25 protein-coding genes are annotated in these 25138 nt (G+C 39.8%); 8 read left to right on the forward strand and 17 right to left on the reverse strand.

The window, feature by feature from the left end:
• Positions 1-88: 88 nt before the first annotated feature.
• The 4 genes from ACF8FD_RS14985 to ACF8FD_RS15000 all read right to left on the reverse strand — a co-directional run bounded on the left by ACF8FD_RS14985 (position 89) and on the right by ACF8FD_RS15000 (position 6230).
• Complete coding sequence (locus ACF8FD_RS14985; protein ID WP_392453536.1) at positions 89-2005, reverse strand: EAL domain-containing protein; 1917 nt, start codon at positions 2003-2005, stop codon at positions 89-91.
• Between the two features lie 671 nt (positions 2006-2676).
• The gene (locus ACF8FD_RS14990; RefSeq protein WP_234304910.1) at positions 2677-3846 is read right to left on the reverse strand and encodes an acyl-CoA desaturase; all 1170 of its coding nucleotides are present in this window, start codon (positions 3844-3846) and stop codon (positions 2677-2679) included.
• 12 nt (positions 3847-3858) lie between these two features.
• Positions 3859-4887 (reverse strand): flavin reductase family protein, encoded by a 1029-nt coding sequence (locus ACF8FD_RS14995; RefSeq protein WP_234304909.1) that lies wholly within the window; start codon positions 4885-4887, stop codon positions 3859-3861.
• A gap of 227 nt (positions 4888-5114) precedes the next feature.
• Positions 5115-6230, reverse strand: a complete 1116-nt coding sequence (locus ACF8FD_RS15000; protein WP_234304908.1) for an S-(hydroxymethyl)glutathione dehydrogenase/class III alcohol dehydrogenase — start codon at positions 6228-6230, stop codon at positions 5115-5117.
• A gap of 118 nt (positions 6231-6348) precedes the next feature.
• On the opposite strand from ACF8FD_RS15000, the gene ACF8FD_RS15005 reads away from it, so the two are divergent.
• Positions 6349-7902 carry a phospholipase D family protein gene (locus ACF8FD_RS15005; protein ID WP_234304907.1) on the forward strand — a complete coding sequence of 518 codons (1554 nt, stop codon included), beginning with the start codon at positions 6349-6351 and terminating at the stop codon, positions 7900-7902.
• A 256-nt stretch (positions 7903-8158) separates the two neighbouring features.
• Positions 8159-8596 (forward strand): hypothetical protein, encoded by a 438-nt coding sequence (locus tag ACF8FD_RS15010; RefSeq protein WP_234304906.1) that lies wholly within the window; start codon positions 8159-8161, stop codon positions 8594-8596.
• A 62-nt stretch (positions 8597-8658) separates the two neighbouring features.
• On the opposite strand, the gene ACF8FD_RS15015 is transcribed toward ACF8FD_RS15010, so the two are convergent.
• The 7 genes from ACF8FD_RS15015 to ACF8FD_RS15045 form a co-directional block, all read right to left on the reverse strand.
• Entirely contained in the window at positions 8659-9252 is a 594-nt protein-coding gene (locus tag ACF8FD_RS15015; RefSeq protein ID WP_234304905.1) for a uracil-DNA glycosylase family protein, read from the reverse strand.
• A gap of 30 nt (positions 9253-9282) precedes the next feature.
• Positions 9283-9993: an SGNH/GDSL hydrolase family protein gene (locus ACF8FD_RS15020; RefSeq protein ID WP_234304904.1), complete on the reverse strand. Its 711-nt coding sequence runs from the start codon at positions 9991-9993 to the stop codon at positions 9283-9285.
• Positions 9994-10171: 178 nt separating this feature from the next.
• A complete protein-coding gene (locus ACF8FD_RS15025; RefSeq protein ID WP_004693265.1) occupies positions 10172-10495 on the reverse strand; it encodes a pyrimidine/purine nucleoside phosphorylase in 324 nt (107 codons plus the stop codon).
• 151 nt (positions 10496-10646) lie between these two features.
• Positions 10647-11390, reverse strand: a complete 744-nt coding sequence (locus tag ACF8FD_RS15030; RefSeq protein WP_005399526.1) for an SDR family oxidoreductase — start codon at positions 11388-11390, stop codon at positions 10647-10649.
• Positions 11391-11405: 15 nt separating this feature from the next.
• Positions 11406-12104, reverse strand: a complete 699-nt coding sequence (locus ACF8FD_RS15035) for a phosphoglycerate mutase family protein (RefSeq protein ID WP_279678939.1) — start codon at positions 12102-12104, stop codon at positions 11406-11408.
• Positions 12101-13222 (reverse strand): phosphotransferase family protein, encoded by a 1122-nt coding sequence (locus ACF8FD_RS15040; protein ID WP_234304902.1) that lies wholly within the window; start codon positions 13220-13222, stop codon positions 12101-12103. The genes ACF8FD_RS15035 and ACF8FD_RS15040 overlap by 4 nt, the downstream gene beginning before the upstream one ends.
• Positions 13223-13319: 97 nt before the next feature.
• Complete coding sequence (locus tag ACF8FD_RS15045; RefSeq protein ID WP_114392892.1) at positions 13320-14561, reverse strand: acyl-CoA dehydrogenase family protein; 1242 nt, start codon at positions 14559-14561, stop codon at positions 13320-13322.
• A 94-nt stretch (positions 14562-14655) separates the two neighbouring features.
• Here ACF8FD_RS15045 and ACF8FD_RS15050 point away from each other — a divergent pair, with 94 nt between their 5' ends.
• Entirely contained in the window at positions 14656-15573 is a 918-nt protein-coding gene (locus ACF8FD_RS15050; protein WP_234304901.1) for a LysR family transcriptional regulator, read from the forward strand.
• 610 nt (positions 15574-16183) lie between these two features.
• Here ACF8FD_RS15050 and ACF8FD_RS15055 read toward each other — a convergent pair.
• The 3 genes from ACF8FD_RS15055 to ACF8FD_RS15065 form a co-directional block, all read right to left on the reverse strand.
• Positions 16184-16675 (reverse strand): hypothetical protein, encoded by a 492-nt coding sequence (locus ACF8FD_RS15055; protein WP_234304900.1) that lies wholly within the window; start codon positions 16673-16675, stop codon positions 16184-16186.
• Between the two features lie 107 nt (positions 16676-16782).
• Positions 16783-18177: a class II fumarate hydratase gene (gene fumC, locus ACF8FD_RS15060; RefSeq protein ID WP_234304899.1), complete on the reverse strand. Its 1395-nt coding sequence runs from the start codon at positions 18175-18177 to the stop codon at positions 16783-16785.
• A gap of 111 nt (positions 18178-18288) precedes the next feature.
• A complete protein-coding gene (locus ACF8FD_RS15065) occupies positions 18289-19296 on the reverse strand; it encodes an NAD-dependent epimerase/dehydratase family protein (protein ID WP_234304898.1) in 1008 nt (335 codons plus the stop codon).
• Between the two features lie 71 nt (positions 19297-19367).
• Between ACF8FD_RS15065 and tusD the strand changes: the two genes are divergently transcribed.
• The 4 genes from tusD to ACF8FD_RS15085 are packed head-to-tail and all read left to right on the forward strand — an operon-like array spanning position 19368 to position 20749.
• Entirely contained in the window at positions 19368-19736 is a 369-nt protein-coding gene (gene tusD / locus ACF8FD_RS15070) for a sulfurtransferase complex subunit TusD (protein WP_004693308.1), read from the forward strand.
• 44 nt (positions 19737-19780) lie between these two features.
• The gene (locus tag ACF8FD_RS15075) at positions 19781-20131 is read left to right on the forward strand and encodes a hypothetical protein (protein ID WP_010326623.1); all 351 of its coding nucleotides are present in this window, start codon (positions 19781-19783) and stop codon (positions 20129-20131) included.
• Positions 20132-20141: 10 nt separating this feature from the next.
• Positions 20142-20423, forward strand: coding sequence for a DsrH/TusB family sulfur relay protein (locus tag ACF8FD_RS15080; RefSeq protein ID WP_234304897.1), 282 nt, complete (start codon positions 20142-20144; stop codon positions 20421-20423).
• A gap of 14 nt (positions 20424-20437) precedes the next feature.
• Entirely contained in the window at positions 20438-20749 is a 312-nt protein-coding gene (locus ACF8FD_RS15085) for a TusE/DsrC/DsvC family sulfur relay protein (RefSeq protein ID WP_234304896.1), read from the forward strand.
• Between the two features lie 2 nt (positions 20750-20751).
• Here the strand turns inward: ACF8FD_RS15085 and ACF8FD_RS15090 are convergent, their stop codons facing one another.
• The 3 genes from ACF8FD_RS15090 to ACF8FD_RS15100 all read right to left on the reverse strand — a co-directional run bounded on the left by ACF8FD_RS15090 (position 20752) and on the right by ACF8FD_RS15100 (position 24620).
• On the reverse strand, positions 20752-21240 hold the full coding sequence (locus tag ACF8FD_RS15090) for a helix-turn-helix domain-containing protein (RefSeq protein ID WP_234304895.1): 489 nt from the start codon (positions 21238-21240) through the stop codon (positions 20752-20754).
• A 133-nt stretch (positions 21241-21373) separates the two neighbouring features.
• Positions 21374-23515: a bifunctional mannitol-1-phosphate dehydrogenase/phosphatase gene (mtlD, locus tag ACF8FD_RS15095; RefSeq protein WP_234304894.1), complete on the reverse strand. Its 2142-nt coding sequence runs from the start codon at positions 23513-23515 to the stop codon at positions 21374-21376.
• Between the two features lie 205 nt (positions 23516-23720).
• Positions 23721-24620 carry a LysR substrate-binding domain-containing protein gene (locus tag ACF8FD_RS15100; RefSeq protein ID WP_148826153.1) on the reverse strand — a complete coding sequence of 300 codons (900 nt, stop codon included), beginning with the start codon at positions 24618-24620 and terminating at the stop codon, positions 23721-23723.
• A 100-nt stretch (positions 24621-24720) separates the two neighbouring features.
• On the opposite strand from ACF8FD_RS15100, the gene ACF8FD_RS15105 reads away from it, so the two are divergent.
• Positions 24721-25137, forward strand: coding sequence for a CidA/LrgA family protein (locus ACF8FD_RS15105; protein WP_058869531.1), 417 nt, complete (start codon positions 24721-24723; stop codon positions 25135-25137).
• Position 25138 lies beyond the last annotated feature (1 nt).

The raw sequence follows: 25138 nt of genomic DNA on the forward strand, positions 1-25138 counted from the left end.
TATCCCGTTTAAGCCACTGCCTTCGCCTTTAACTCAATGGCCTAATCATGTTTGAGTTCATGAGAACAATCGCTATATAAAGCCATGCCTAGTGTAGTTTCAGCAACTGCATTTCTGCCTGCTGAGCACAAACAGGTGGACTAAATAAATAGCCTTGCCCAATATGGCACCCCATATCTCTTAAAAGCTGCAATTGCGTTTCAGTTTCAATCCCTTCAGCAACGATATCCATTGATAAAATCGGGCCAAGTTTGGCTAACCCTTCGACAATGGCATAAATTGATTTATCATCACTTAAACGTTGCACAAAAGAGCAGTCAACTTTAATAATATCAACAGGATAGTCACGTAAATGAGTAAGAGAAGAATGCCCTGTACCAAAATCATCCAGTGCTATTCGCACACCATTTGCTTTGAGTTTTTTTAAAGCACGAACCACATATTCATAGCCGCGTTCAGCCAAATGATATTCAGTAACCTCAATTTCAACAAATTTTGAGGGTATGCGGTAGGATTTGAGACGTTTTAAAAAGATCTCCGCAAAATTATCACGCATAAACTCAACAGGTGCTGCATTAATTGAAATGGGTACAATGTGTAAGCCTTTTGCCCACCATTCAGTAATCTGCTTGAAAACCTGATGCTGCATAATCTCACCAATACGGCTGGATAACTCATAATCATTAAAAGCTGCTGCGATTCGTGCAGGGCTTTGAATGTTATTTTGATCATCACGCCAGCGTAATAGCGCTTCATAACCAATAATTCGTTCTGAATCTAAACAGACTTTCGGTTGAAAGAAAGCCTCGATGGCAACATTACGAATAATTTGATGCGCACAATTAAGTTGTTCAGATTGCTCCCGTACCGCATTAAACATATCCTGATCAAACATGCGCATACCACCGCGGCCTTGTGCTTTAACATCATTGAGTGCTGTGTCAGCACACTTGAGTAACTCACTGAGGTCATTGGCATCATCTGGATAGAGGCCACATCCAATGCTCATACCACCATTGATGTAGTTACCCGAAAACGTAATGGGGATCTCGAGATGTTGCAAAATCTGCTGGGCAATTTGATTGAGCTCACCTATATCCTGCACATGTGGAATAATCACACCAAACTCATCCCCACCAAGACGTGCCAAGAAAGCACGTCCTTCTAAAATTTGTTTTAAGCGTTTCGATAAAATTCTTAAAAGGTGGTCACCCGCTGCATAGCCCAGTGTGTCATTGATGGTTTTAAAGTGATCTAAATCCATCAGCATGACGGCTAACTTTTGTTTTTTATCACGTGCGCTGTTATACAGTTTTCTGATTTTTTCTTTAAACGCACGCCGGTTATTTAAACCGGTTAATTCATCACGTTCGCTGCCTTGTTTTAATTTTTGTTCAGTCAAATATTGCAGCGTGATATCACGTGAAACACATAAAATACTCTGGGTTTTTCCGTCAACATCAAGTACAGGTGTCAGAACATTATCCCAATAATAAACTTTACCGTCCGATAAACTCATGCCGTTAAAACGGGAAATTTGGCCTTGGCCTGCATCATGCAATGCTTTTTTGGCTTTTTTACGCACCGCTGGAGGCAAAAGTTCGACCCAAGACATACCAAAGTCCTTAACATCTGCACTTCCCAATAACATGACACATGCCGACTTATTCATATGTGTGACCGTGCCATCTGGCTCAACCGCAATAATGCAGTCTACGCTGGCATTTAACATATCCGAATGCGCACGTAACAGCGCCAAAGACTCGATATAAATTTTCATGCCCTGATGAATATCAGTGCAACTCAGCTGAAATCCAGCCGTAGAGCGATCCATTTCACCTTGGACTAAGAACCAATGATACTGGTCCTGATGATTACGAATACGGCAGGTTTTTTCAAATGTGAGCTCGGCAATTATCGGTTGATGCAAAAATTCATCTAATGCTGGTACATCTTCTGGATGAATATATTCGACCAAATTGAAGCTATCTGCAGATAAATCCATTCCTCCTACATACTGACGTAAGGGTAAATTTATATATTTGCAGACGTCATTATGAATCCAAAAAAGCTGAGGAATAATATCAATCAGATGGTGGTCTTTTTTTGAAGTAGAACTCTTTCCTGCCTGTTGATTATAAGCAATCTTTTTAGATTTATTCTTAGGCTGTGAATGGGTTCGAGACATAATAATTATCTGCAACTTAAACTTGCTGGTTTAGTCCATAACCAGACATATTGTTTAAAAAAGAAATCAAGCAAAGTCATGAAAAACAATGAAAAAAAATGAAAAACAAAAAAGTAAATATAAGTATAATGACGCTGCGTGATTACCATCACAATATGCATCATATACAACTTATATAAGCGTATACCAATGAAAAATTGCAACTATTACACAAATTAGACAAATAACTGAGAGCCGTTTTCAATAGCAAATGAGTATTCATTTGAGCGACATAGCAAAGCTAAACAACTTTCACTGAAAAACCAATATTAACAATAATTTATTTTAAGTAAATACCGACTATTCACATAATGATTAAATTTAATCCGACTTACACAAAGACATCATATAGAGGGGTTTTACGCCCTACTTTTGTGCAAAAAAAAAAGCAGAAACCTAATGGGTCAATATTATCCAATAAAGTTTCTGCTCTGGTACATACTTGTGAGCTATGATTTAAAGATTCTTTTTTTCAATAAACTCAGATTGTGTTTCAGAAAAGACTGTGTAGGGTCACTTTTTTCATAACATTCATTTGGCAGCGAGTATTTAGCCAATTTCACCCAAACAGATGAAAACTGTTTGATAAAACTCGCTTCATTGTAATGAATTCCATACTCTGCACACAATGCTTTAATTTTGGGCGCGACTTGTGCGTAGCGATTGGCTGGCATGTCTGGGAAAAGATGATGTTCGATTTGATGACTCAAGTTCCCGCTTAAAATATGTAAGCCCTGTGTCCCACTAAAATTACTTGAGCCTCTAATTTGGCGCAGATACCACTCGGCCCGTTTTTCATTGTCGATATTGTCCATTTCAAAGTTTTCAGCGTCTTCGGTAAAGTGACCATTAAAAATCACCGCGGATGCCCATAAACTACGAATAACATTGGCTACCGTATTTCCTGCAAAAACTGGCAGTGCATTTGGCCCAGCAATGATTGGGAAAAAGACATAGTCCTTAATCACTTGGCGTTTCATTTTCTGCCTAAAATCATATGACTCTGCCCAAACTTCGCGCCAAGTTTTTGTTTTATAGGCGACCACATCCTCTATATGCAGATTTTGTATACCAACATACCACTCAAAAAACACCATCAATTGTGCAGCTAAAGGTAGATTCAACAAAAAGCGAGGTTCCCAGACCTGTGCATTGCTCACACGGACTAAGCCATAGCCGACATCATGATCCATACCAACAATATTGGTGTAGGTATGGTGGATATAATTATGCGTATGTTTCCAGTCGGGGCCTGTGGCCATAGTATCCCAGTCATAATTTATCCCGTTGAGACTCGGGTCATTTAACCAATCAAACTGACCATGCATAACATTATGCCCAAGCTCCATATTTTCTACGATTTTAGATATCCCCAATAAACCAGTGCCCAAAAGCCATACTGGAGGCAGCCATCCTGCAAACATAAGCATCGCTCGTGCGCTTATTTCGCTATAGCGCACAAAATTTCGAATTTTGTAAATATATTGAGCATCTTTTTCATTGAGACTTTCCATCACTTCACGACGGATTGCTTCAACTTTCGTACCAAACTCTTCGACTTGTGCAGGACTTAAATATTTGGATTTACTGCTTTCACTAAAATAAATGGGAAGATTCATATCTATACCTTCTTAAAGGTTGATCACAACAGGACTAACCGCCTGTGAAATGCATAACTTAATTTGTGTGTTATTGTTTTGATAAAGCTCGCCTGTGAGCAGATTCCGCACCACGCCCTGAACTTTTGTACATGAACAAGTATTACAAATGCCCATACGACAGCCATGTGCGGGACGTAAACCCGCTTGTTCTGCACTGTCTAATAAATTGCTTTGGGCTTGAAACTGTTGCTGCGAACGTTGAAACGTGATCATTTGAGCACTCTGGGTATGATCGACAACAATTTGAAAGTATTCGGTATGCAGATGCTCAACTAAGCCTAAAGCCTGATAAATTTCTGTCAGGCTTTGCATCATATTGGCAGCACCGCAAGCATAACATTCACGTTGTTCAAAACCTTCAACCTTTTGGCTAAGCAAGTCTTGGCTCAGATGTTGTTTATGGGTCAATGTATTGAAATGGTGATATTTAAACTGCGGATAATGTTCGACCAGACTTTGCAGTTCTGCGTGAAAGGCATCATCCCGCGTAAAGTAAATTAAATCGATATTGGAAACTATTTGTGGTTGTTTTAATGCAGCATTAATCAATGCGTAAATTGCAGTAATACCACTCCCCGAAGCAATCATCAGTGCAGAGTGAGGCTGAGTTTTTAAAACAAATTCGCCCTGCGTTTGGGAAATTTCAACTACACTTTTTACAGGCTGTTGAGTGAGCGCATTTGAGACTCTGCCCTGTTGTTTGACAGCAATCATAAGATTACCATCTTCTAATATCTCGACAATTGAATAGCTGCGTTGCCAACGTACACCACCAATGAGCACCGTCACTAAAATGCTTTGCCCAGCTTGATAGTCAGTTGCTTTAAAATGATGATTTGGCTGTAACTGCATGTACACGAAGTCATCTGATACATGATGTTTTGCAACAATCCGCGCTTTGGCTTTTTTCCATGCCCATAGCGGATTTACTTTTTCAGCCAGAAAATCGATGAAATCTTCACGTACCCATTCAGGACGGTATTCAACATGCTTTCCCATGGTCACCCTCTGCTTCAGTTTATTTTTATACAAGTGTGCATTATTGAGCCATCAAGATAAGATGAGAACCTATTTTCGACTATGTCATAAAAGGACAAAATCTAACGAATTGACATTTTTTATCATTTTTGTCTAACAACATGAACAATTCTGCCAATTCGCTTTTCTTCAAGCCAAAAACAAAAAACCAAGCCGAAGCTTGGTTTTTTTAAACATATTACAGAAAATTAGTCTTCAAAATGAATCACAGTACGGATTGATTTTCCATCATGCATTAAGTCAAAGGCTTCATTGATTTTGTCGAGACCCATCGTATGCGTAACAAATGGAGCTAAACGAATGTCACCAGTCATTGCTTCTTCAACCATACCTGGCAGTTGTGAACGACCTTTTACACCGCCAAAAGCTGTCCCTTTCCAGGTACGGCCAGTGACCAGTTGGAATGGACGTGTTGAAATCTCTTGGCCTGCACCCGCCACGCCAATAATTACCGACTGACCCCAACCACGGTGTGCACATTCAAGTGCTGAGCGCATGACATTGGTGTTACCAATACATTCAAATGAGTAATCAACCCCCCAACCCGTCATTTCAACAATGACTTCTTGTACAGGACGGTCATGATCTTTTGGGTTTACAAAATCAGTTGCTCCGAATTCTGCTGCTAATTTATATTTGTCAGGGTTCGTATCAACCGCAATAATACGGCTGGCTTTGGCTTTTTTTGCACCTTGTACAACAGCTAGACCAATACCACCTAAACCAAAGACTGCAACAGTATCACCCTCTTGTACTTTAGCTGTATTTTTGACTGCACCTAAACCAGTGGTCACGCCGCAACCCAATAGACAGACGTGTTCAGGGTTAGCCTCTGGATTGATTTTAGCCAAAGACACTTCTGCGACAACGGTATATTCAGAAAAGGTTGAACAGCCCATGTAGTGATAAATCGGTTGCCCATTATAAGAAAAACGCGTTGTACCATCTGGCATCAGACCTTTGCCCTGCGTCGCACGGACTGCAACACATAGATTAGTCTTGCCTGACTGACAGAATAAACACTCGCCACACTCGGCCGTATACAGTGGAATAACATGATCACCCGGCTGGACGCTGGTTACACCTTCACCGACTTGAACTACGATACCCGCACCTTCATGGCCTAAAACTGCTGGAAAAACACCTTCAGGATCATCACCAGATAAAGTAAATGCGTCGGTATGACATACACCTGTATGGGTAATCTTGACTAAAACTTCACCTTTTTGCGGTGGAGCAACATCAATTTCTACAATTTCTAGAGCTTGTCCAGGTCCAAAGGCAACAGCTGCACGTGATTTCATTTTCGCTATCCTTAACAGGTCTTTAACAGATGCGCTACAGCAACCGCTTTTTATTCTCTGTTTCAACCTATAACATGTGAAATGTATAACGTATAAAAATTAGGTCTTTAAAATAAATATGCCGATACGAACTCATTGTCGACCGCTGATTTTGTTGAGCACCGTTTTAACATTGGCGGGATGTCAACTCGCCCCCAATCAAGCTAAGCCTTCAGACCCTGTAGAGATATATGCACAGCATTGGCTTAATGGTCAAGATGCGTCTGTACAGCAAAAACAGGGACTTACGGCCTATTTAGCTCTAGACGAAGCATTTATGAGTATTGCCTCACGCTTACATTTGATACGAGAGGCGAAGCACAGTCTAGATGTCCAATACTATATTTGGGGAGATGACTTTATAGGCCATATGATGTTGCATGAACTGTTAAATGCTGCAGATCGTGGTGTGAAAGTACGCTTATTGATTGATGACCAAAATGGCACTGCACTTGATGAAACTCTCAAAAAACTGAGTGCTCACCCCAATTTTGAAATCAAATTATTCAATCCTTACAAATACCGTCATTTACGTGTGATTGATTATGCTTTTCGCTTCAATCACATTAACCATCGTATGCATAACAAACTGATCATTGCTGATGGTGCAATTGCGGTAACTGGTGGTCGTAATATCAGCAGTGAATACTTTGATGCCAGTGAAAAATTCCAATTTATCGATTTGGACATTTTGTTTTATGGGCAAGCTGTAGAACATGCCAATAGCGTATTTCTAAATTTCTGGAATGATGATCTCAGTTATACAATTCCCCAATTAGTGGGTCGTGGAACAAAAGAAGAACTGGATCAATTAAAACAGCACTATGAAGCGGATGCCTTAGATAAAAATGTGATTGAACAGAAAATTGATTTGGCTCGTATACAAGTCGATTCAGAGCTAACCAAACATCCTGTTAACTGGGCAAAAGCTCATTTTATTGCCGATTCTCCCAATAAAATTCGTGGTGAAGCAAAACCTGATGAAATCATTGTCAAACAAATGTTCGATTTGATGGGCAAGCCTGAAAAGCACATGGAATTGGTCTCCGCATATTTTGTTCCAACCACAGCAGGTGCCGACTATCTCTCCAATTTGGCAAAAAATGGAACTCGAGTTCGGATCTTAACCAATTCGTTATTGGCTAATGATGTTGCCATTGTGCATGCATTTTATAAAAAATATCGCCGTGGCTTGCTCAAAAATGGCGTCAAATTATATGAATTTAAACCCTATATCGAACGAGAAAAATACACATGGTATGAAGTGGCAACTGGTCATGTGATTCCAGCTAAAGGTCGAAGTTCCTCACGGCTCCATGCCAAATTTTTTGATATAGATGGAAAAGTCTTTGTCGGTTCGTTTAACTTTGACCCGCGCTCAGCCCATTTAAATACAGAAGTAGGCTTAGTGGTAGAGTCAGATCAATTGCAAAATGCAATCTCACACAAGTTAGATGAATTTCTCCCGCATATTGCATATGAGTTAAAGCTCAACTCTCAAGGCGATATCATTTGGCTTGAACATCAAAAAGATGGAAGTGTCATTGAACATCAAAAAGAACCCGAAACTACAAAATTTCAGCGTTTCATGATGAAAGCTGTATCATACCTGCCCATTGAATGGATGATGTAATTACATATGAATGACATCATACATATTCTCTAACGTACGATAGCTTTCTGTTTAGGCTGAGTGTTTTGTTTTTAGGCTCAGCTTAAAAATACTTTATCTATTGCTATTTTAATAAACAACTTTGAATATAAGACTCGAACAGAATAATTGGCTCTGATACCTAAATTCATTCAAGAGCTTGAAAGGTTTTACTCAGTACACACTTTGATTTAACATGCAGCCCTTCTTTTTTATCTCCCCTTTACAAAGTTTAGTAATGCAATTTTTTGATTTAAGTCGTCAGTTTAATCTCAGTAATATTTTAACCCCCTACAAAACGCTAGAAGAGCTTGCTCGACAAGAATGGTTTCTAAGTAAAGTGCGTGTTGAGCATGACTGCTTGAGTGACAATGACATGGTTGAAGGACAAGTTGTTTTAAAATCCAATCAAAATATCCAAATTGAACTGGAGTGGCTAATCCAAGATACAGGCCATGAACTTTTGGTTCAGTTTAAAGGGATCGAAACAGCTGCAAGCGAAGAGACTTTTGTTTTGGTGAAAGGTGCTCAATTGATCGATGAATCGCAACAGCCACTTTCGGCAGGTGCACTCAGCCTATGGATTGATGGAACATTATTTCCTATGCTGCCACAACTACGCAAACAGATTAAAGCGCGGCTTAATCTCTGGGACTATGTTGAGTACGAAGACTAAAGCAGACCAACTATCTACGAATGGCTGGAACATTCAGTCATGTGGATAATCCAAATAGTTACCTAAAGTAAGCCTATTTCAGAAAATAAGTTGTAATAAGCCTCGGCTTTTTTCTCTAAAGCCAAAGGATAGGCACGAGAAGAAGATGGCATCCGATAAAGCCTCAGATCTCGCCCAGCAAAATGTGTCTCGGACTTCATGCCAATTTGTGGTTTTAACGTACCTGTAGGCATAGACAGCATGAGCGTATCAGTGGCTTTATCGCCAGTGGTCATCACACTATGACATTCGGGCATTTGTTCAAGTAAATGGTGTATATTGGTTGGGGTAACAATATGCAAAAACTTATCTGAAGCATTGCCTTTTTGGCGAATCACTTCATAGGCCGTATCAAAAATCGCAATGCCCCGTTCATTTAAAAATGTACGGATCTGTTGTTCTTTAAAAGTCTTCTGCTCGATATTGAGAAAATAGTTTTTATCTTGGAAAAAACACAAGCCAAATATTTTCCACATATCATTTTGAAAATTTGGATAGTAAAAGTCCATTTTCCAGCGGGTCTTGGGCGGCGGAAAGCTGCCCAGCATCAATAATTTGGCATTAGCTGGGAGGAACGGTTTAAGTGGATGTTTTTCAATTTTAACTGAATGTGTCATAAGCTATAAAAAATTTGTCTTTATTGAATTTTAAAAAGATTGGCGTATTTTTTCAGCCACTTGTTTACCCCAATACTGATAAATTTCTTTGCTGGGGTGGAAACCATCTTTGGCCATAGCTAAGTTTAAAGCCAAAAAATGCTTTAAATCGTACTCAATCCAGTCCATCTGATTTTGCTGCGCGACAAATTGGCCTAATTCTAAGTTCATTGCTTTGGCATATTGACCGAACAACCATGCAAGTGGGTTTGGAAGTGCAGGAAACTGATCCATCGGAGGTACACCAGATGCAATCGTTAATTGTGGACTAAACTTATGTTTGAGTATGTGATAAAGCTGTTTCTGTTTTGCGATCCAAGCCTGCGGTGAAGTGAATTTTGTAATGTCATTTACGCCCACAGAAGTAATGATGACATCAAAATGCTGTGTCTCAAGCGTTTGGATGGACTGAATGACCTGATCTGTGGTGAATCCCGTCGTTGCATGTAAATAAAATTGAATACTAAACTCAGATGACAGTTCTTTTAAAATTGAACCCAATAATGCATCATCTTGAATATTTACACCAACACCAGCCGCCGCTGAATCCCCCAAAATGAGCAAGGAAAGCGACTTACCCACGCCTTTTTGTCCAATGCGCTCTCCTTCGGGTTCAGCCAATCTTGGTGTATTTTTTTTGACGGCATAACCTTGAAATAGAATGACTGGAATCAAAGCCAGCGTATAAATTTTTAATCGCATATTCAGTGACTGGGTCTAAGCTAGCTAAGAGATGAAAATAGTATACGTTGAATTGAATTAATACACAGACTTAAATATTCTTCAGAAATATTGCTTTAAAGTTAATGATAAAAATACATATAATCATAAAGTTACAAGAATTAATGTTGTTCTAGCCATTTTAAGTCTTTATCTTCGGCTATTTTTCTAAGTGACAAATATAATCTACGACTTCACTTGCCATCATACTGAATCGACTGTTGGCAGGAACATCAAAACTTTCACCTGCATGATATAGCCTCATTTCAGTCTGTAGCCCAATTTTAACTTGGCATTGACCTGAAACAATTTCAATATGCTCTGCGACATGCGTTTCAAACGTCAGTGGTTGATCTGTAGGCAAAATAACCCCAAGGGTCTTTTGTGAACCATCTTCACATTGAATAACATGGCTAATTGAGCGCCCACCAAAATGAACATTGGGCTTTTTTCTGACTGAAACAAAGTCGAATTGTGTGGACATCTTGATCACCTTTTTCTTCAATGCTACCTCGATTTTATGACCAACTCATGAATGCACTCAAATGATCATCTGGAAATAGCAACATATGTTAAGAAGGCACTCGCATAATTAAAAATAAAAAGGCTGATTTACAGCCTTTTTATTTCAATCATTAACCCAGTTTATTGACCAATTTCAGCGGTAAAATTTTCATCGCTAAACCCAGTGGTAACCACGGCCATTTTGGAACATAGGCTTTTACAGGGGCTTTTTCAATTTCTGCTGCCAACAGTCGTGAACCTGTTTTTTCATCCACTTCAAAAGGTAGTGGTTTTGCACCCTCATTGATTTCTGTACGAATATAGCCAGGGAAAATAGTCGTGACTTTGATTGGGGTATTGAGCAGTTCTGCACGAATACCTTCAGCCAAATGTGCAACACCGGCTTTACTTGCACCGTACGCGGTCAAATGTTTCGGCATACCGCGGACTGCACTCATAGACGAGATAACAACCAAATGCCCTGCATTTTGCTCACGGAAAATTTCGACTGCGGCTTCACACTGCGCTAGAGCTGAAATAAAGTTGGTTTCAACCGTGGCTTTATTAATCGCAAAACTGCCTTTGCCAATTCGACGCCCATCTCCAATTCCAGCATTCACAATCACACGGTCTAAATGACCAAATTCTTGTTTAAATGCACGAAAAACTTCAAACACTTGATCGTAATTGGTCACATCTAAAACTTTAGGGATGACTTTTATCCCGTACTTGCTTTCAAGTTCCTGCTTTAAACTTTCAAGGCGATCTAAGCGTCTTGCACAAATTGCCAAGTTATAGCCTTTTTGTGCAAATTCGCGCGCCATACCTGCACCAATGCCAGAACTTGCCCCTGTAATTAAAATTGTTTTAGCCATGTCTTAATCCTGTCCTTAGATCCATGTCAGTAAGTTTGAGTTTTCGGCTTTAATAAAATGATGTTCATTGAGACTTAAAAGCTGAGGTTCATTCCCCACCAGTCGCAATGTGGTCATGCTGCTGTTGGCAATAGCCCAATTAAGCGCAAAGGTTTTATTTGGACTTAAACCCAACAGCTTACCTGCAACCACTGAAATTACACCGCCTGAAGTAAACACCACAGCATAGCGCGGTTTGCTTTGAGCCAGTTCATTACACAAATCTTGTAAAGCGACTTCAATTCGACTTTTAAACTCAGGCCATGATTCATCGTACTCATGGTGATAGTCGCCACCTGTCCATCGTTCAATTGCCCCTTCAAATATCTTGGCCAAATAAGCACGTGGGTTCGACTCTTTTGCCACATCGGCTTTTAGTAAATGTGACTCATTAAAACGCGGTTCGTAATGAGCAAAGACTTGCTGATGATTGAACTCATTCCATGCAGAATTTGTTAAGACATCTACTTCAGGAAAGCATTCAGCCAAAGAAATACATGCCGTTTGCTGATGTCGCTGCATGGAGCCTGACACCACTACAGGCGCTTCTTTTAAGATCTGATCAAAATATTGACCCAAAATTTTGGCTTGGAGTTCACCATTGGGAGAAAGTTGATCATAACTTTCTGCACCAAAAGATGCTTGCCCGTGGCGAATGAAATAAATAGTGGTCATTTGCCTAATATTTCCTTCATTTTAACAATGTACTTTTGAGCGACTTCATTGGCTTCAATTTTCTGTAAACCAATCAATTTAAGTGCGCGAATATGGAGAGCATGAATTAAAATCCAAAAATCTTTGAAAGCTGGGTTATTGGTCTGCTTATGGTGATAGCGATAATAAATTTGTTGGGCAATTACGGCTAAACGGAAAATGCCAAAGACTTCATAAGAGGTCCAATTCTCGACGTCTAAACCCGTTTTTTCTAAATAATAATCGACCACTTCTTTACGTGTGAACATGCCTTTAAGATTTGTCGGTTGACGACGTGTCGCTTTAAAGAGTGCACTATCCGACTCTTCAACCCAATATGCCAAGGCCGAACCTAAGTCCATGAGTGGGTCACCGAGTGTTGCCATTTCCCAGTCTAAAACGCCAATAATTTGTGTAGGATGATTCGGATCTAAAATGACATTATCAAAACGCCAATCATTATGAATTACACAGGTTTTTGAGTCTGCCGGAATATTATCTTTCAGCCACTTTCGCACATATTTGAATGAAGGGACGTTAATGGTTTTGGCTTTTTCAAAACGAGCGTCCCAACCTTCCACTTGACGACGACAGTAACCCTCACCTTTACCAAGGTTCTCAAGTTCTGTGCCTTGGTATGGCACTTGATGAAGTTCGATCAGTTTATCAATCACATTAATACACAACTCACGAACTTGGGCTTCTTTAAAATCTAGCTCTCTCGGTAAATTGGCACGTGGAATAATGCCTTCTACACGTTTCATCACGTAGAAATCACAGCCAAGAACAGATTCGTCCTGACACAATGCAACCATTTCGGGAAGCACAGGATAAAAAGGGATTAAATTCTTTTGCACATGATATTCACGTGCCATGTCATGTGCAGATTTAGCTTTTGTACCTTTGGGTGGGCGGCGTAGAATTAGATCGACATTGTCGTATTTCAATCTATACGTCCAGTTAGATGCACCGCCTGAGTATTGCGTAACTTCAACCTGCCCTTCTAGATCGACACCTTGTGCTTTGAGCCAGTTTTCTACGGCTACAGCATCCAGTTCTTCACCCGCCCGAACTGTTCCACCTACATCAATCGCTGACATTCTTTTTTTCCCAAACTATCAATCTTTTCTTTATAACTTAGAAGATCATCTATTCTTATTTCAACACGATAAATTAAAGAGATGATCTTCTCCTCTATTATTTTTTACGACGTGTACTATAGCCGCGTTTTGCCAGTTCTAATTTTGCAATCATACCTTTATGCACTTCATCTGGCCCATCAGCCAATCGCAGTGAACGTGCTTGAGCGAAGAAACCTGTCAAAGGTGTATCACGCGACACACCTGCTCCGCCGTGAATTTGAATCGCCATATCGACCACTTTTTCAAGCACACTTGGCGCAACGACTTTAATGGCAGAGATTTCGGTTAACGCTGCCATATTCCCTAAAGTATCCATTTTATACGCAGCATACAAGGTTAATAAACGTGCTTGATCAATTGCAACACGTGCATCAGCCACGCGCTCTAAGTTTCCACCTAATTTTAAAATTTCTTTGCCGAATGCAGTACGACTCATACCACGATCGATCATCAACTCTAAAGATTTTTCCGCAGCACCAATACAGCGCATACAGTGATGAATACGACCCGGACCTAAACGACCTTGGGCAATTTCAAAACCTTGACCTGCACCACCAATAAAGTTGGAAACAGGAACACGAACATTACTAAAACTAATTTCGCCGTGACCATGGGGTGCATCATAGTCACCAAAGACTGGTAACATTCGTTCTATTTTGACTCCAGCCGTTTCAACAGGCACTAAAACCATCGAGTGTTGATGGTGGCGATCTTTGGTTTCATCTGGTGTATGTGCCATAAAAATAATTATTTTAGCATTGGGGTCACCTAAGCCTGAAGACCACCATTTACGGCCATTTAACACAATTTCATCGCCTTCGATCACGGCTGTTGCTTGCATATTGGTCGCATCGGATGAGGCAACAGCTGGTTCTGTCATGCAGAAAACAGAGCGAATTTTTCCATCTAAAAGCTGCGTAAGCCACTCTTGCTTTTGAGCTTCAGAACCATAACGCCACAATACTTCCATGTTGCCACTGTCTGGTGCATTACAGTTAAATACGGTCGGCGCAAGAAGACTCCGACCTGTAAGTTCTGCAATATGAGCGTACTCTTGAACCGATAGACCTTGACCCAATTCAGGACATGGCAAAAACATATTCCATAAGCCCGCAGCTTTTGCTTTGGCTTTGAGCGTTTCAAGTTGTGCAGGCCACTGCCATTTGGTCCAGTCGCCACCTTGGTTCAGTTCATGTACCTCATGCCAAAAGTCAGTTTCGATCGGCTCAATTTCGTTTTGAATAAATTGTTTGGTACGTTCTACATAATCTTGAGCACGTGCTGAAAGTTCAAACATGGCTGCTTCCTTCAATTTATTTTGATATTTTCGCTTTACATCAACATAACCTGAAAACTAATATGAACAAAATGATTTTATTTTATAGATCAGCATGAACAGTATTCATAGTAAGTCACCCATTGATATGGGGCTTTTTCATCGCATCGATATCAATTTATACCCGCTTTTTATTGCGATTTATGAGCAAAAAAGTATTTCTAAAGCAGCTCAAATCTTGTCGATTACGCAGTCTGCTGCCAGTCATGCCTTGCAGCGTCTACGTAGCCATTTAAAGGATGATTTATTTGTGCGCTCAGGCAGCCAAATGCTTCCAACACCTTTTGCAGAACAAAATTACCTGATTATTAAAAATGCTTTAATTGCGATTCAAAGTATTTCCATGCAGCAGCAAAGCTTCGACCCGAATATGGTTCAAAGTCTAAAAATTGCGATTCATGATGAAATCGAGCCGATTGTTTTCCCAAAGTTAGTCGCTCACTTTCAGAAACTTGGACTAAGTATTCAGTTCATGAGTAGTAAGCTGGACCGTAAAACAGTAGATGCCGATTTAGTTTCTCAACAAATTGATTTTGTGATTGATTTGGAACAAAATTTTGGCGATAAAATTCAATTTGAGAGCCTAGTCAAGGACCAGTTTGTGGCTTGTACTCAGCTCCAGCAAATCAATGCTGAATTGTATTTGGCTGCACCACATATTGGTGTATCTTCGCGGCGTACTGGTGTTTTGGTTGAAGATGTTCATTTAAATCGTAAGCAACTGTCTAGGCAGGTTTTTTTGCGTTGTCAGCACTATTCCACTGCACTACAAATTTTAGAGCAATATCCCAATGCAATTTTAACGATTCCTCAAAATATTTTGAGCCATTTGAATGTTTCCCCTCTACTCAATATTTTTGATGTTCCTGTAAAACTGCCGCAAATGAATATTGGAATTTTTTGGCATAAAAATTTAATGGAGAATAAAAGAAACCATTTTTTAAGGAACGAAATTTATAAAATTTTCGCTTAGGCTATTTTATATAATTTAAAAAAAATCGAAGTTCTAACTTAGTTTCCTGTATTGACTGTCATTTGGAACCTCTAAACAACCAACGCACCAGTCTTACAAATTACTCCTTGTTTTTCTAATTCTGTATCTTTGTTATTTGCACCATAACCATTTGTAGGGCACTCAATATGAAAGTAAACAATAAGCATCTCATCTTAAGATGCTTAAAATATGGAGTAAATATTAATTTCTTAATAGCACTTATAAGGAGTTAAAACTTAGCGACGGTACCAAGAATTTATTCTTTTTACAGGCTTTGTTGCACAAAGATTTCATAACTATATGATTTTAAAAGTTTTGATTATTTTTTGATCCAAAATTAAATTTATTTAAATCAGATGCTTACATATTTATGCAACAAAGCCTCGATGAACTGATTTGACATATTATAAAATCCTTACGGTTATACTGTGAATGATGACCCAATGTATCAAGCAATATTAATTCCAACATTTGACCAAATAATAAAATTTATTGCTTTAGATGCAGTTTAAATACTTTCTTGTGCTCGCAAATACATAGTTTTGCTATCGATATAAAAAATCCTCCATTTGGAGGATTTTTGAATGACTTAAAATTTGGCTTCTAAGACTTGAGTGGAAATTTTATTTTTCCATAAGTCACGAAGAACGGGTAAATAGAACTTTTCACCCAGTTCAACCAATTCTGCATCGATCAATGCATGAATCTCATGCATAAATAAATAATCGAGTTCAACTGTTTTCAACTGTTTCTGTGCTTTTGCAAAGTCTTTGCGCTTTTGTTGTGCACGTTTCACTAGAGCATCGGCAAAATCTTTATCTTTAAACTGTTTGATCGCGTTTAAACGTAGCTCAATCACGCCCCAACCACTCAACAACAGTTTGAAAAGTTCAAAGTCAGTCGTGGTTGATTCCCATGTCATTTCTTCAAGATTTTCATTTTCAGGTAGAATAGGAAGTAATAACTCCATAACACTTGGGAAAATCTTTTTGAAATTTAAAACAAATTTAACAGGATGTTCACCCGGATAATCGTTAAATTGCACGTTTTTCTGAACATCTGTCAAATAAATATCAAGCATGGTAACTCATCAGCAGTTTATCTTTAGTCGACCATTGTACCGACTTCACCCAAAGATAAAAACCGCTGATGTTCATTTGCTCTTTAGTTGAGCATCTGGACCAAGGGCTATTTTACATTTGGGGAAATCATTTGCTGTGGACGTACCACTTCATCAAACTGCTCAGCCGTAACTAAGTTCAACTCCACAGCCACTTGTTTTAGGGTTTTGCCTTCTTTATACGCTGTTTTGGCAACTTTCGCTGCATTTTCATAGCCAATCACTGGGTTTAAAGCCGTAACTAACATTAATGAGTCATGTAAGAAGTGGTCAATTTTTTCACGGTTTGGTTCAATACCCACTGCACAGTGATCATTAAAACTATTACATGCGTCACCCAAAAGCTGAATCGACTGCAACAAATTAAACGCAATCACTGGCATGAATACATTCAGTTCAAAGTTACCCGATGCACCCGCAACATTAATCGTGGTGTCATTGCCTAAGACTTGCGCCACCACCATGGTCATCGCTTCACTTTGAGTCGGATTCACTTTCCCCGGCATAATACTTGAGCCTGGTTCATTTTCAGGAATACGTAACTCGCCAAAACCACAACGTGGACCACTTGCCAACCAGCGAATGTCATTGGCAATTTTGTTCAAGCTTACCGCAAGCGTTTTTAATGCACCTGAGGCAAACACTGCTGCATCACGCCCAGCCAATGCTTCAAATTTATTTGGTGCAGTCACAAAAGGTAGCCCTGTCAACTGTGCCAGTTGCTCTGCTGATTTTTCTGCATAATCAGGATGAGCATTCAATCCTGTACCTACAGCCGTTCCACCTAAAGGCAGCTCATACAAGCCTAAAAGTACTTGTTGTAAACGCTTTAAGCCGTGATCGAGCTGAGAAACATAACCGCTAAATTCTTGGCCTAAGGTTAAGGGTGTCGCATCTTGTAAATGAGTTCGACCAATCTTAACGATGTCTGAAAATGCTTGAGACTTTGCAGCTAAAGTATCTCGAAGCTGTGTCACCGCAGGAATCAGTAATTCATTGATCTGGATACTTGCTGCAACATGAATCGCCGTTGGGAACGAGTCATTGGTCGACTGAGCACGATTTACATGATCATTCGGGTGTACAGGTTTTTGTGCGCCTAAAGGATTGCCGAGTTTCTGATTGGCGATATTGGCAATCACTTCATTACAGTTCATGTTGCTTTGTGTGCCTGAACCAGTTTGCCATACCACCAAAGGAAACTGACTATCCCACTGCCCTGCAATCACTTCATCCGCAGCACCCACGATGTATTGCGCCAATTCTTGTGGAATTTGGTTGAGCTCAGCATTGGTTAATGCTGCTGCTTTTTTCACTAAGCCCATGGCACGAATCATTGGACGTGGTAGACGTTCACTGCCAATTTTAAAGTTTTGCAAACTACGCTGAGTTTGAGCACCCCAAAGTGCTTCACTCGGTACTTCAACTTCGCCCATCGTGTCATGTTCAATACGTGTTTGCATTTAAACCTCTTCCTTTTTAACTGAATTGCAAAATGATTATTTTGCGCTTGTTTTCCTTATTTTAATGATTAAGCAAAAATATGTAAATGATAATTGTTATCAGTAAATTAATTAACGGCCATCTAAATTTTGTTGGTAGAAACGCCATCCATCTTCAAGGGTCTGTTCTAAACTGCGCTTCGCTTCCCAGTGTAAAATGTTTTTCGCTTTACTACACTCGGCTGCGACCTGATCTAATTCCACGATGTGCGAATCCTTCACATCGACTGTAGCAATATCACTTTGCGTCACGCTTTCAACTTTTTCAATCAACTGCTGTATCGACACACTTTGACCTGCAATATTAAAGGCTTCACAAGCAAACTGTTGGGTGCTTAACCATTGTAACGAAGCTGCAATCGCATCACAGGCATCGAGGATATGTAAAAAACTACGCTCTACGGTATGATCTGTGGTTTGTGCACTTTTTCTGAGCTCAATGTGATCACGCTGTTTTGCAGCGACTTGCATCAACAGTGGAATAATATTTTTCGGTAAAGGCGGGAACAGTTCTCCGAGCATCGCATTTTCAAATGCGCCTGCGACATTGCCCATTCTTAAAATTGCAATTTTCCATTCATTATCCGTTTTTGCTGTATCTCGAATAATTTCTTCGACCATTTGCTGCGACTTGATATACGGGTTTGGATAGCCGAAATTCAGCTCCAAATCTTCTTTTAAATGTAGGCTGGATTCACCATAGACTGCAAGACTGGAAAGATGAACCAAAGTGCGTACACCTGTGCGCTGCATGGCACGCAGTAAACTCATGATACAACTGACATTATCATTATAGTATTCCAAAGGCTTGAGTACAGATTCTTCAAGCGATTTAAAACTTGCTGCATGGACCACTGCATCGATGGAATACTGCTCAAAAACTTTGTTTAAAGCAGGCGTATTTCGTATATCAATTTTGACAAAAGGCACGTACATGCCACTAATAAATTCTAATCGTTCAAGAGTTTGCAAGTTCGCATTGGATAAATTGTCTACAATAATGACCTCTTGCCCATGCGCCATAAAGCTCAAAGCAATATGAGAGCCTATAAAGCCTAAACCACCAGTCACTAAAATCATTGTATACTACCTTTTTATTATGAAGTCCGAATGTACCAAGCAAGGTTTGGACATTCCTCTAGTGAAGTTTGATGAGTACTTTATTACTAATTACCTCCGCACCGAGTTCAATTCATGCATGGCATGCTTTAGGTTTAGCACAAGCATTGCAAGCGAAAAATGAACCCTTTCGAGTGTTTTTCTACCAAGATGCTGTTCAAGTTGCCAATGCCCTGCAATGGGTACCTGACGACCAACGGAATCTATGTTCTGAGTGGCAAAAACTCGCCATTCGCCTACCCGTTTGTGTAAGTGCAGCTTTGGCCCGAGGAATTACCGATGCCGAAAATGCACAGCGTCATCAGTTAGCACAGCATAATCTTGCTACAGGTTTTGACTTGGTAGGCCTAGGGGAACTAGCCGATGCCGTTCAGTCTGCAGAGCGCTTAATTCAATTCTAAGTGCTAAGTTTTCAAGAATTTGTTGCTTTTAAAAGGTATATTGTGTGAAATCTGTACTGGTTATTTTAACCCAAGCCAATTTGAACTCTTTGCAGGTGCATGAAAGCCTCTCTGCAACCATGGTTCTTGCGACTTTTGGCTGTGAAGTCAAAGTCTTATTACAAGATGCTGCACTCAGCTTATTAAACAATGCTCAGTCATTTGAACCTTTAAAACATGCTTTTAAACTGGCTTCAAATATGGTTGATAGCTTTGAGTTTTATGACTTAAGCCCAATTTGGATTGAAACCAAGAATCAAGCTTCTGCTTTTGTTCAACAAACCGAGCAAGAAATAGAATGTGTTGAACTCAATGCCAATTTAATACAGCAGTTTGACCATGTATTGTATTGGTAAGGAAACAATTATGAGCAAAACACTTTATCTGGTGCAGTCTCCATTTTCTGCGACAGAGCTAGCGCTGAGTAAATTACAAAACCTCTATCAATCAGGGGATGATGTGGTTTTAATGGGTGATGCAACCCTGTATATACAGCATACTTTTATTCAGCAGCTAGCTTGTGTATTTGTGCTTGAACAGGATGCTGAAAATATTGCTGCTATCCATTCGAGTAACCTAGAAACCATCAGCTATGCTAGGTTTGCTGAGCTATGCTTAAACCATAGTCGTTGTATCAGTTTAAAATAATTTTGAGTGTTTAGATGAATTTAGAATTAGACCAAGATGGTCATTTGGTTGATTACACCATTTGGAATCAAGAGGTTGCAAAAGAGTTAGCAAAATCTTTAGAGCTTGAATTAACTGATTGGCACTTTGAAATCCTCATGGCAGTGCGTCAATTTTACCAACAGTTTGGACACTCACCTGCAACACGTCCGCTGATTAAGTTTTTAATGAAAACAGTCAGTGCAGACATCAATAATGCCATACTGCAACAAAAGTTTAATACTGGACTTGTAGCGCGCCATCTGAGCCGTTTGGCAGGCGTGCCAAAACCTGCAAACTGTTTATAAGATTAAGCTTGTTTAATGTCTGATTGAGCTGCTAAAGCATCGACATAAACCTGTGTCGGTATCGCTTTGATGTCTTTGGCATGTATGGCATCACCACATTCGTTACAAACCAAATGTGGCTGAATGCTATGCCCACAGGTTTTATGAATAAATTGCATGGGACGACCTAAGCCCTCGTCCATCCATTGATCGGCCCATGTTGCCATGGACATCAGCACTGGGTATAAAGCCAAACCTTTTTCAGTCAGACAATATTCGAAGCGCTCTTGGCGATCTGTATAGGGTCTTTTCTCCAAAATATCATGTTCAACCAAACGCTTTAAACGCTCAGAAAGCACATGACGAGTGACACCTAAGTTTTGTTGAAAACTTTCAAAACGGCGTGCACCCAAGAATGCATTTCGTAAAATCAACATCGTCCACCGATCGCCAATCACTGACAGCGTTCGTGCAATTGAACACGGTTGTTCCCCGATCTCATCCCATTTCATTGTAAAAAACCAAGTCTATCTTAGGTCTAACGTTAAAAGATTTAAGAGCATAAGAAAAGCTCTTTTTACCAAGCTTTTCTTATGCTTTTTTAACATTTAAGACGGCTCAAAGACATCTGAACGTCATGAAGGCTTAAGCACAGCTCATTTCAGTATTTTGAGGTTGGTCAGGAATCATAAAATCCTCCATTCCCAGCTCACCTTTTTGATATTCATTGAGACGTTTTTGAATGACATAATACAGCGCTTTTTTGTGCGCTTTTGACAGGTTCATCTGTTGAAGTTGTTGCTTCAAATGCCCTAACAACACATCTATGGGCTGGCTCTCTTCTTCCATCAAATACAGATAGCCAAAAATCGCACCACTTAATAGCGCTTCAAAAGAAAATCCATGCGAGACATTGTACGCGACCGATGAAAATACACGTTCAAATGCACTCAACTTACGCAGTGGATCACGCCCAACCCGACTACATGGGTCTTTATAGGCATACTGGCAAGATTGATCAAAACTTCGGGCTAAACGCGTTAAATCATTTTTGCGTTTTGGCAGATAATGCGCCAGACCTTGCGTCACTTCTGCAAGCAGTTTTTCAACATAATACTGCACTCGCGGGTCGCCCATCGCTACGCCAATGGTTTGATGCCCGAGTAGGCTGGCATACCACGCAGTCATGGCATGTACGCCATTCCATAAGCGGTTTTTAATGAGCTGAATATCTGAAATTTGATCTACCAAGATCATTTGACGCATTTTACTGAGTAAGGGACTTTTGTTTTCCACGTAGATCGGCATATCCATTTCAGCATTGAAAAGGATTAAATCCATATGCTGTAAAATATGACTCGGTTGGAAATTTTGTCTTAAATCTTCTACATATTCACTGGCACGGCGCTCTTGTTCTGCACTGAGCTTACTAACATCTTCAACTTCAATTTGATTACTCTCGTCATCAAGTTGATATTGCTTAAAAATATTGTATTTAATGCACAATTGACGATATAGATTTTTATCGCTCAGCTTAGACACCATACGGTTCACGACCGTATCGCAGAAATAGTGCTGCTCTAAAATAAAGTCAGCAACAGCATGGTCTGTTAACTCTACCAATGCTTTACGCACTTGCTCTAGAACCAACTGCTTAGCACCAATTTTATTTAAGATAATTAACAGCGTCAGTGGAGTTTTAACTTGCTCATCTTGCGCCAGATAGCGTGCATAGAGGCCCTGTGCAATGGTTGCAGCTTCACTGGCTAATGCATTTTCAGCTAAACAAATCGCAATTAAACTCGACTCGACGTACATGGCATGCATCTGCTGTAAGTCTTCAGCATCGATAATATGCATATTTTCAATACGCTCATCATAAGACACTTGCCCATAGCGAATACAATACGCCCCAAAAGCGTTTACAGCTGAACGGTATAAACTGTTGCGTGTAGACGCATAGATTTTTTTAGGACGCGTATAGCCATCCCAATGCGACAAGATTTGTGCAATATAGCCTCCGCCAATGGCGCCAAATCCATGAATCCCCACAGTTAGTTGATTTAAAGTTTGAGGAAAGCTTTCTTGTAAATTAGGCATTTCCAGATGCGAGCTATAGATATCTAATTCCGTTAGATAATCATACATATTTTCAAAATAATAATTGGCATGTGCCAACATGCTTGCATTGGGTTCCTTAATATCTTTGAACAGTACACAGATACCCCCAGCATCATGTGCCGAACGGATACCATTTTCAGAGTCTTCAAACATAAAACACTGCGCAGGTTCAAGGTTTAGTTTTTGCGCTGCACTTAAAAAAATTTCAGGATGTGGTTTTCCCTTTTCAACCTCATCACCACAGACCAAAACATCAAAAAACTTATAAACATTGGCATTGATTAAATACTCTTCAGCAATCGCTCTTCGGCTAGAAGTCGCCACGGCCATACGTAATCCTGCTTTACGTAAGCGTTCTAGAACTTGTACCAAACCTTTTTTAATCGGCACACCATATTGGCGCACTGTTTCTAATTCTAATTCATCTGCCCGTTTACGAATCTCTGCATAGGGAACTTCCTGTCCATATTGCTTTTGCGCCAAGGCTTCCGCACTTCGGGCGCTTAAGCCTAAACATGCCATAAGGTAGGCATCTGAAAACTCGACCCCAATTAGCTCTTTGGATGCCTGTTTCAAGGTTTGAAACCGTAAACGCTCGGTATCAAACATTGTTCCATCCATGTCAAAAAGCGCACCGTGCACAATATCATTCTTAAATTTAAACATTTAGCCTCCGTTTTTATGTTTGCACTTAGACTATACAAAAATCGGGCACAGAGACTTTGATCTGATTTTATGAAACATTTTTGTTTAATTATTGATCAATAAATTAGCATTTAGGCGTTTTTTTGTAACCACTAGGTAATCTTAGGTAATCAAAACGTAACCAGAGTGATCATTTTTTAATAAAGCGTGTCTGAAGATGAAATATCTAAAAATGAATTTGATCTTTATATTCATCAATGATCGATAACCATGCACGAGTTGCGGGATTCATCACTACGGTTGAATTCCATGCCATATTTAAGTTCCAACGCAAGCTGGGTTGTTCCACTAGACTGACGCTGAATTTTGCGCGATCTAACTGTTCACAATAAATTTGCGGCAATAAAGCAATACCGACACCTGACTCGACCATTTTGGCAATAAAGTCCCACTGACTACTTTTGCATAACACTTTGGGTTCAAAACCAGCCACCATCGCCGCATCTAGAATCACATGATTTAAAGTAAAGGTGTCTGCATATAGTAGAAAGGATTCTTCTTGAAGTTCAGCAAACTGCACCACATCGCGCTTTCTCCACTGTGAATCGTAGTTGGAAAGCAAACACAACGGTGAATCGATAATTTGAATGCCTTGAATGCTGGGTTTTAACTCGCCCAATAAAATCCCAACGTCAATTTTTTTGGCCAAAATGGCTTCTTCAATGCCTGTTGCACCGACTTCTAAAAAGTTCAATTCAATGTTGGGATACAATTTGTGAAATTTAACGATTAAGGAACTCAGCAGTACTGAACCTAAAGGTGGTAAACCCAATCTCAGCACACCTTGTTTCAGCCCACGAATTTGATCTGCTGCTTCAAAGATCTGTTGCTCCTGCTGCAAAATCTGCACGGCATGTAGATAAACTTGTTCTCCCATATAGGTCAGTTTGACTTCTCGCTTGCGCCCTGCTTCACCTTTATGAAATAGAGGCAGTCCTATCTCGTCTTCTAACTGTTTTAAAGATTTACTAATAGTAGGTTGAGTCACCGATAGTTCCTCCGCAGCAAGACTAAAACTGTGACTTTTCACCAGCTGCACAAATATTTTTAGCGCTTTAAAATCCAAAATTATTCCAATTAAGCATAATTATTATTTTATTATTCATAATTACAAGATCGGGTCAAACTTAAAATAACACCAACAACTTATACCCTGTGGTCTTCCAATGCGTTCGTTCAAATTGCCTTATCGTTCTACTCTTCAAGTAGGTTTGCTGATTGGTATTTGGTATATCGGAACGCTGATACAAATCGCCCTGTCTTTACCGATATCAGGTGGGGTCGTAGGTCTAACGCTTTTACTTATTTCTCTGTTAGCGGGTGTATTTAAGCTGGACTGGATTAAGTCAGGTTCGGATCTACTTTTAGCTGAACTGTTATTGTTTTTTATTCCTTGTATTATTGGCTTAATCAAATATAAACATCTTTTTCTCACTCAAGGTTGGCAACTGGTTTTATCTATTGTACTTGGGACCATTTGCGTTATGACCTGCACTGCTTACTGTGTTTTCTTGGGCTTTAAGCTTGAAGCCAAGTTTCAAAAAAAGCCGAAGCAATCACATCAGCTGAAAAGTCAAATTTAAG

Source organism: Acinetobacter sp. TYF_19 (assembly GCF_043105125.1).
GTDB classification, from domain to species: Bacteria; Pseudomonadota; Gammaproteobacteria; order Pseudomonadales; family Moraxellaceae; genus Acinetobacter; species Acinetobacter johnsonii.